This is a genomic window from Lactobacillus sp. (assembly GCF_051873315.1).
Taxonomy (GTDB): Bacteria; Bacillota; Bacilli; order Lactobacillales; family Lactobacillaceae; genus Lactobacillus.
Window position 1 is genome coordinate 1 of the sequence record NZ_JBJEES010000086.1, and the last position, 8288, is coordinate 8288.

The 8288-nt window shown below is 53.4% G+C and carries 6 protein-coding genes and 1 pseudogene; 2 read left to right on the forward strand and 5 right to left on the reverse strand.

Annotated elements, in window-relative coordinates; all coding sequences use genetic code 11:
• The first annotated feature begins 565 nt into the window (after nucleotides 1–565).
• Both ACI32D_RS05175 and ACI32D_RS05180 read left to right on the forward strand, forming a co-directional pair.
• Complete coding sequence (locus ACI32D_RS05175) at nucleotides 566–2275, forward strand: ABC transporter ATP-binding protein/permease (RefSeq protein ID WP_439775552.1); 1710 nt, start codon at nucleotides 566–568, stop codon at nucleotides 2273–2275.
• Nucleotides 2265–3902, forward strand: a complete 1638-nt coding sequence (locus tag ACI32D_RS05180; protein WP_439775553.1) for an amino acid ABC transporter ATP-binding/permease protein — start codon at nucleotides 2265–2267, stop codon at nucleotides 3900–3902. The genes ACI32D_RS05175 and ACI32D_RS05180 overlap by 11 nt, the downstream gene beginning before the upstream one ends.
• A 45-nt stretch (nucleotides 3903–3947) precedes the next feature.
• Here ACI32D_RS05180 and sufB read toward each other — a convergent pair whose 3' ends face one another.
• The 5 genes and pseudogenes from sufB to ACI32D_RS05205 form a co-directional block, all read right to left on the reverse strand.
• Nucleotides 3948–5375, reverse strand: a complete 1428-nt coding sequence (gene sufB, locus ACI32D_RS05185) for a Fe-S cluster assembly protein SufB (RefSeq protein ID WP_439775554.1) — start codon at nucleotides 5373–5375, stop codon at nucleotides 3948–3950.
• Complete coding sequence (gene sufU / locus ACI32D_RS05190; RefSeq protein ID WP_439775555.1) at nucleotides 5376–5816, reverse strand: Fe-S cluster assembly sulfur transfer protein SufU; 441 nt, start codon at nucleotides 5814–5816, stop codon at nucleotides 5376–5378. It abuts the gene before it with no gap.
• On the reverse strand, nucleotides 5803–7017 hold the full coding sequence (locus ACI32D_RS05195; protein WP_439775556.1) for a SufS family cysteine desulfurase: 1215 nt from the start codon (nucleotides 7015–7017) through the stop codon (nucleotides 5803–5805). The genes sufU and ACI32D_RS05195 overlap by 14 nt, the downstream gene beginning before the upstream one ends.
• A complete protein-coding gene (gene sufD / locus ACI32D_RS05200; RefSeq protein WP_439775557.1) occupies nucleotides 6998–8161 on the reverse strand; it encodes a Fe-S cluster assembly protein SufD in 1164 nt (387 codons plus the stop codon). The genes ACI32D_RS05195 and sufD overlap by 20 nt, the downstream gene beginning before the upstream one ends.
• 9 nt (nucleotides 8162–8170) lie before the next feature.
• A pseudogene (locus tag ACI32D_RS05205) lies at nucleotides 8171–8288 on the reverse strand (ABC transporter ATP-binding protein); the annotation flags it as partial.

Genomic DNA, 8288 nt, shown 5'->3' on the forward strand with positions numbered 1-8288 from the left:
TATATCTTACTCGCTTGTTTGATTCTTGTCAACAAGTTTTCGATATTTTCTTTTTCGTGCCTCCGTGAGAACTTCCTGTCTCACGCGGCAACAAATATTAGTATACTCGTTATTTTTGAAAGGTCAAATTAACCTTTTCATCCGGTTTACGTGAGGAACAGCAGGTGGTGTTGTAATATTTAACCTTGTCAGTCCCGCCTCTTTTATTCTGCTTTATCTTTCTTTTTAATTCCTCAATGAATTCTTTGTTCGCTTTTTGCTTTTTTTACCGGGAAAAATATTTTTATCTTTTCTATTTTTCTTTTTTAGCTTCTCTTTTCTCTTTTAACTGTTCTTATTAACTCTCTTTTTCCTTTATCTGCTTGTCTGTCTCGCTTATAAGAAGATCTTCGAAAATAAAGTTACCGCTATGTTTGGCTTACGGAAGCCCTTTCCCTCACTTTTTCTGCCTTGGTACAGTTATCAAATTTGTTTTATTTTTCATATAATTTTTCTTGTGTCCTTTATGTTCTATATTCCATTTTGGACTATTGTTTTGTTTTTTAGAAAGGCTGATCCAACTTCCATGATCAAAACCCGTCTTATCAAGCAGCTGGGCTCTTCCAGCCGCTATATCCTCTGGCAGATCCTCTGCCAATGGCTCTCTTTATTGGGCCAAATCGTCTTTATCTTTGCCCTGGCGCAAATCTTAACCGGGCAAAATTCCTGGCTTGCCTTACTCGCTGGTGCTGCTATCCAGCTTTTGGGCCAGTACGCCTATAACCAGGCCAGCTTCCAAGCAAGCAGCAAGGTCAAAGAAGTCTTGCGGCAAAAAATCTACGCCAAGCTGCTTATTTTAGGCGACAGCTATAAAGAAGCAGTCAAGCCAGCCGAACTGGTCCAATTGACCAGCGAAGGGATCGAATCCGTCGACAGCTACTTCAGCCGCTACCTCAGCCAGTTTGCCTATGCCTTCCTGGCTCCCTTGACCCTTTTTGCCATCTTAGTCAAAATCAATGCCCCGGCCAGCATCTTCCTTTTATGCACTGTGCCTCTGATTCCCATCGTCATCATGGTCGTCATGCTGGTCGCTAAAAAGATCCTCAGCCGCTACTTTGCCATCTACCACCAATTAGCCGATACCTTTTTGGAAAAAATGCAGGGCATGACTACTTTAAAGGTCTACCAAAACGATTCTGCCGCTGAAGCCGAACTGGCAGCAGAATCTGAACACTTCCGGCAGATCACCATGAAAGTCCTGACCATGCAACTGCTCAGCACCGTGGTCATGGATACCGTGGCCTATGGCGGCGCTGCCTGCGGGATCGTCATTGCCCTTAATAACCTGCGCCAAGGACAGGTGGACAAGCAAGGAGCCATCATCTTGATCCTCTTGGCCGCTGCCTACTTCCTTCCCATGCGGCAGCTGGGCAGCTACTTCCATATTGGCATGAACGGCATGAAAGCCAGTGACCAGATTTTTGCCTTCCTGGACCTGCCAGAAAAAGCCGCCGGGCAAATTTCCCTGCCGGAAAATACCGATATTTCCGTCAAAGATCTTTCCTTTACCTATCCGGATGCTGATCAGGCCGCTTTAAGGGAAATCAATCTGACCATCCCTGCCCCCGGCTTTACTTCCGTCGTTGGCCTGTCTGGATCGGGTAAAAGCACCCTGGCCGCTCTTCTAGCCGGCCGCCTGTCGCCAAGCAAGGGGCAAATCACGATTGCCGGCATCCCTTTATCCGATCTTTCCCCTTCCGCCTGGCAAAAAGCCGTCACCCTGGTCACTTCAGGCAGCTACCTTTTCAAGGGCAGCGTCAAAGATAACCTGCTTATGGCCGGACCAGCCAGTGACAGCGACTTAGTCACCGCCTTAAAGGAAGTCCGCCTCTGGGACTTTTTGGCCAAAAATTCCGGCCTGGACTACCAGCTGACAGCCGGGGCGACCAACCTCTCCGGCGGGCAAAAGCAGCGCCTGGCCTTAGCCCGGGCACTTTTAAAAGACAGCCAGATCTACATCTTCGATGAGGCCACTTCCAATATCGACCTGGAAAGCGAAGCCGCCATCATGGCCGTCTTGCACGAACTTGCTCAAAAGAAGACCGTGGTCCTCATCTCCCACCGCCTGGCCAACGTCACTAAGAGCGACCAGATCTACTTTTTGGAAAAAGGTCGCTTAGTTGAAAAGGGCAAACATGAAGAACTCTTAGCCAAGGGAGCTTCCTACGCCCAGCTCTTTAAAGACCAGGCTGACCTGGAAAATTACGCGAAATTTGGAGGCAAGCATGAAGAATAATAGCAACTTTAAGATCCTCTGGCGCCTGCTGGGCCTGGTCAAGCCCCTCTGGCCGGTCATGGTCCTGGCCATCATCTTGGGCAGCGCCGGCCAATTAGCCGCCAGCTTCGTCACCATCAATGCCGTGGCCGCGGCTGGCAAATTAATTAACGGACAAAACGCTTCTGCCTTGATTATCCTTCTCCTCATCTGCGCCTTTTCCCGGGGAATCCTCCACTACGGAGAGCACTACTGCAACCACTTGATCGCTTTTAAAATGCTGGCCCTAATCCGGGTCAAAGTCTTCCATAAACTCCGCCTGCTCAGCCCCGCTAAATTGGAAGGCAAGGACAAGGGGGACCTGCTTTCCCTTATCACCAGCGACATCGAGCTCCTGGAGGTCTTTTACGCCCACACCATTTCCCCCATCGCCATCGCCTGTGTCTATACCATTTGCCTGCTGGCCTTCTTTGCCCGCTACTCATTCGCCTGTGCCCTCTTGGCTCTAATTTTTTACGCCCTGGCCGGCCTCGTCATCCCACTTGCTTTTTCCCGCTTCTCCAGCCTCCCTGGCCAGGATATCCGGAAAAAAATGGGCCAGATCAGCAACTTTATGCTGGACTCGATTCTGGGTTTGGCAGAAAGCCTCCAGTACGGGCAAGGAGATAAACGAAAAAAAGAACTGGCAGCAACTGACCAGGACCTGACCCAAAGCCGGGCCAAGCTAAACCAGCTGACTGCCCTTCAGCAGACCTTGACAAGCCTGGTCATCCTTTTAGCCGCAAGCACCATGCTCTTTTTGACCACGCGGCTCCTTCACCTGCCCTTTAGCCAGAGCTTAACAGCAACCAGCGCCGCGCTGGCCAGCTTTGGCCCGGTCAGCGCCCTTTCCGCTCTCTCGACAGGTTTGACCGAAACTGTCGCCAGTGCCCGCCGGGTATTGGCAATCTTGGCTGAAGAGCCAGTCGTAGAAGAAAACGCGGCCGGGGTCAAGCCAGCTTTTTCCTCAGCCAGCTTAGAAAAAGTTGCCTTCACCTACCCAGATGGAGAGCGGCGAGTCCTAGAAAACTACTCCTTGACCATTCCTAAAGGAAAAATCATCGGCATCCACGCCCCAAGCGGCAGCGGTAAATCCACCATCCTCAAGCTCCTCGCCCGCTTCTATGACGTGCAAAAAGGGCAAGTGGCAATTTCAGAGACCAACATCAAGGACATCGAAACTTCCGCCCTCCGAGGCCTGGAAAGCTACATGCCCCAGGAGACCTGGCTGGCCACGGACACGGTTGAAAACAACATCAAACTGGGCAAGGCCGCCAGCCGCGAAGAAGTAGTCGCCTGCGCCAAAATGGCCAACATCCACGACTTTATCATGACCCTGCCCAAAGGCTACGACAGCCTGCTGGGCGAAAATGGCAACAGCCTGTCAGCCGGGCAAAAGCAGCGAATCGGGATCGCCCGGGCCTTCCTGCACGGGGGCGACCTTCTCCTTTTAGACGAAATCACCGCCAACCTCGACGCCTTAAACGAAGGCATCATCCTCAAGGCCCTCAAGGAAGCCAGACACGGCAAGACCGTGATCCTGGTCTCCCACCGGCTCAGCACCCTGGCCATCGCCGACCAGGTCATCGAGCTGCCAAGCCGCGAATAAACTAAAAACGCCTGGAAGAAATTCCAGACGTTTTTTTGCTTCATCTTAGCCGATCGAGCCCACCATCTGGTACTTGATCAAGCGGTTCAGTTCAACTGCGTATTCCATCGGCAGTTCCTTGGTGAAGGGTTCCAAAAAGCCCATCACGATCATCTCCGTGGCCTTGGCTTCTGAAATCCCCCGGCTCATCAAATAGTAGAGCTGCTCTTCAGAAATTTTTGACACCTTGGCCTCATGCTCCATGGAGACGTTCCCGTTCAAAACTTCATTATAAGGAATGGTGTTGCTGGCCGACTTGTCGTCCATGATGATGGTATCGCATTCCACATGGGCCAAAGAGCCGTCACTGTCCGGGTTGAAGCGGACCTGCCCCCGGTAGTCCACCCGGCCCCCGTCCTTGCAAAGGGACTTGGAAACAATGGAGCTGGTGGTCTGGGGAGCATTATGAACCATCCGGGCACCAGTGTCGGAGTCGATCCCCTGGCCATTTGAGTCGCAGCCGGCAAAAGCAATCGACAGCATGGTCCCCCGGGCCCGGCGGCCGTTTAGGTAGACGCTGGGGTACTTCATGGTAACTTTAGAGCCAAGATTGCCGTCCACCCATTCCATGGTCGCGTTCTCCAGAGCTTGCGCCCGCTTGGTTTCCAAGCTGTAGACATTGTCTGACCAGTTCTGGATGGTCGTGTAGCGGCAGTAGGCGTCTTTTAAGACATTGACCTCCACGACCGCCGCGTGCAGGCTGTCAGCTGAATAGTTGGGTGCCGTGCAGCCTTCCACATAGTTGACGCTGGCCCCTTCATCGACAATGATCAAGGTCCGCTCAAACTGGCCGGAATTGCCGGCATTGATCCGGAAGTAGCTCTGAATCGGGACTTTGGCCTGAACCCCTTTTGGCACGTAGATAAAAGTCCCACCGGACCAGACGGCGGAGTTGAGGGCCGCCATCTTGTTGTCATCCGGCTTGACCAGCTTACCAAAGTACTTTTTGACCAAATCAGGCACCACTTGGACGGCGGCGTCGGTTGACATGAACAAAACGCCCTGCCGGGCCAGGTCCTCTTTGATTTTTTCATAAACGACTTCTGACTCGTACTGGGCGGATGATCCGGCCAGATACTGGCGCTCGGCCTGGGGAACACCCAGCTTTTCAAAGGTCTCCTTGATCTTGTCCGGCACCTCGTCCCAGTCCCGGACCGCCTTTTTGGCATCCCGGCGGAAGTAGTTCAAGTGATCAAAGTCGATCTTGGTCAAATCCGGGCCAAAAGTCGGCAGGGGCATTTTAAGATAGGTCTGGTAGGCCTTGAGGCGGAAGTCCAGCATCCAGTCCGGCTCATTTTTCGCCGCGGAAATCTGCCGGACCACCTCTTCACTCAAGCCTGTCCCCGTGGTATAGATGGGTTCGATCTCGTCTTTGAAGCCGTACTGGTAGTCCTGGTCCAGGGCCTGTAAGGTTTCGTCTTTTTCAGCGGTCATCTAATTATTCCTTTCTATTGCTTCACTCAAGCCTTGCCAGGCCAGACCCGCGCACTTGACCCGGGCCGGAAAGCGGGAAACGCCCTGTAAAAGGGCCGCATCGCCCAGCTCCTTTTCTTCTTTCTGGCTGATTTTTTCTCCTTCAAGCATCCGCCAAAAAATTGGCAAAAGAGCAAGTGCTTTTTCAACTGGGGCCTGGTCGACCAAGCCGGCCATGATCGCCGCTGAAGCCTGGGAGATCGTGCATCCCTCAGCCAGGCAGGCGACCTGCACGATCTTGCCATCGGCGATTTCGACTTGCAAGGTCAACCGGTCCCCGCAGCTTTCATTGACCAGGCTGACCACCTTTGTCGGACTGGCCAAAGGCTGCCGGTATTTTTGGCTAGCCGCGTAGTCCAAAAGGACTGCCTGGTAGACCTGCTTTAAATCATCTAGTGCCATTGAAAAACTCCTTCGCCGCCTGAACCCCCTTAATCAAGGCTTCCACATCAGCTTCGTTATTGTAAAAAGCCGCGCTGGCCCGGGCAACTGCCTTGACTCCTAACCAGTCCATCATGGGCTGGGCGCAGTGCTGGCCGGCCCGGATGGCAATGCCCTGGGCGTCCAGGGCCGTTGCCAGATCATGGGGGTGAACGCCAGGCAGGTTGAAAGAGACGATGCCGCCACCTTGGCCGTAAACCGTGACTCCCGTTTTTCTCAAGCCTTCTGCCATGGCCTGGCCTAATTCTGCTTCCCTATCTTTAATGGCGTCTAAGCCGATTTCACTCAAATAGTCAATCGCTGCTCCCAGGGCGACTACGCCGGACACATTCTGGCTGCCGGCCTCAAACTTTTGCGGAGCCGGCTTGAAAGTTGCTGTAGTTTTGCTGACCTCCCGGATCATCTCCCCACCAAATTCCAAAGGCTGGGTCTGATCTAAGAGTTCTTTTCGGCCATACAAGACCCCGGTCCCGGTCTGGCCCAGCATCTTATGGGCGGAAAAAGCGTAAAAGTCAGCGCCTAATTTTTTGACGTCAACCGGCAAATGGCCCGCTGCCTGGGCCCCGTCGACTAAGACCAAAGCCCCGCGCTTTTTGGCCAAAGCGGCCAGCTCTTCGACCGCTTGCTCAGTCCCTAAGACATTGGTAACTTGGGCCAAGGCCAAAAGGCGGAGGCGGTCAGACATGACTTTTTCTGCTTCCTTTAAGTCAACCCGGCCCTTTTTGTCCAGGGGCAAAAAGACCAGCTTGGCGCCAGTCAAGGCGGCAACTTGCTGCCAAGGGACCAGATTGCTGTGGTGCTCGGCGGCAGTTAACGCGATCTCGTCTCCCTTTTTTAAATGCCGCGAAAAATAGCCAAAGGCAGCCAAATTGATGGCTGAAGTCGTTCCCTTGGTAAAAACTATTTCACTGGCCTCGGCATTGATAAAATCACCGACTTTCTGCCGGACCCCTTCGTAAGCCTCAGTTGCCTTTGCCGACAAAGCGTAGGTTCCCCGGTAGATATTGGCGTTTTCCTTTTGATAAAAAGTATTGATTGCCTCAATCACGCACTTGGGCTTCTGGCTGGTCGCCGCGTTATCCAGGTAGACCAAGGGCTCGCCATTCATTTTTTCAGCCAGGATGGGAAAATCCTGCCGGAATTTATTCCAATTCTTGTCCATCGATCAGCTTTCTTTCTACCATTGCAAACAAAGGCTGCCGGCTGGCTTCCGGGATCTTGGTCAAAACCGGACCCAAAAAGCCCCGGATGACTAAACGCTCAGCCAAAGGCTTGGGCAGGCCCCGGCTCATCAGGTAATAGAGCTGCTGGTCATCGACCCGGCCGACGCTAGCCGCGTGCCCGGCAAAAACATCGTTGTCATCGATCAAAAGGATAGGGTTGGCATCCCCTCTGGCCGACCTGGACAGCATCAAGACCCGGTTTTCCTGCTGGGCGTTGGCCCCTTTAGCCCCCTTCATGACATGGCCGATCCCGTTGAAGACCAGGCAGGACTTCTGCAGGATCACCCCGTGCTGGAGGATGCGGCCATCTGACTTTTTGCCGTAATTATTGACGACGGTGTTCAGGCCCTGGACCTGGTCGCCGATAGTGATGGCGATCACGTTCATCTCAGCTCTGGCTCCCTGCCCGTAAAGGTCGGAGTCATAGTCAGCCAGAATCTTCCCGTCGCTCAGCATCCCCATGGCCCAGTCAACTTTGGCGTCCCGGCCGACCCAGGCCACCCGCTTTAAGTAGGCGGTCGTGTTTTTGCTCAAGCGGTCGATTCCGGCATACTTAACCCGGCTGCCGGCTAAGGCGCAGATCTCCACCACCAGGTTGGCGGTAGCTTCGTTGTCTCCTTGGCTGGCCACTTTTTCAAAATAGGAAAAATCCGCGTTCTTCCCGGCGACGAGCAAGACGTGCAAGGCAAAGTCCTCTTGCTTTTGGCCATCTTGCAAATAAGTCACCGTCAAGGGTTCAGCCAAGGCTACGTTGTCTGGCACATAGACGAAGAGCCCTTGCTCCATTTTGGCCACGTTTTCGGCTAAAAGGCGGTTTTCCTTAAAGCTGGCCGCCCGGCCGAAGTACTTTTCCACCAGGTCCCCGTGCTCAGTTAAAGCCGTCTCCCAGTCGCAGGCGACGCAGCCTTTTGTCCAAAATTCAGCTCCAGCTTCAATGGAAAAAGCTGCCGTCTTTTGCAAGGGCCAGGTCAAAGACAGGGGCCAGGCCCGGTAGTCCACCTTGGCAAAGTCGGGCCTAGGCAAGTCCGGCAAAGCGGCAGCGGCTTCTGCCTGCATTTTTGCAAACCATGCTTGTGCGGTCATGCTTCCTCCTTAAACGTCTTCATCCGTCAGTTCAATATCCAGGCCCAGCTCATCACGCAGCTTGGTATAGCCCTCCTTTTCCAGGCGCTTGGCCAAATCCGGCCCGCCTTCAGCCACGACCCGGCCG